The sequence below is a fragment of the Bacillus sp. SIMBA_031 genome (assembly GCF_046535225.1).
In the GTDB taxonomy this organism is placed as follows: domain Bacteria; phylum Bacillota; class Bacilli; order Bacillales; family Bacillaceae; genus Bacillus; species Bacillus velezensis.
Window position 1 is genome coordinate 1 of record NZ_JAWRXC010000117.1, and the last position, 302, is coordinate 302.

Annotated in this window: 1 protein-coding gene; it reads right to left on the bottom strand. The window is 61.3% G+C overall.

The features are described from left to right. A partial coding sequence (locus SB724_RS19740) for a hypothetical protein (RefSeq protein ID WP_410572491.1) occupies positions 1 to 302 on the bottom strand: 302 nt, incomplete at both ends.

The window sequence follows — 302 nt, forward strand, 5'->3', positions numbered from 1 at the left end:
GTCGTCATAGACGGTCATCCACGGCGGCACTTCGCCGACGACCTTCGGGGCGCCGGATGAGAGATCGACGGGAACGCTGATGCCATGAGCGTTGACTGTCGTCATTGCCTTGGTGACCACGACCGTGCGGTTCGTGCCGCTGACGAAAACGGTGACGCTGCCGGGTTCGTTCTTCACCCAATCAGGATGCGGATCGTCGCCGAGTGGCGAGAAGCGCGGGTAGCGCGTCTCGATCGAGCCGTCCTCTTGAATGCGGAATTCGGGCTGTACGTCGTAGCTCACCCATTGGCTGAGATAGATGC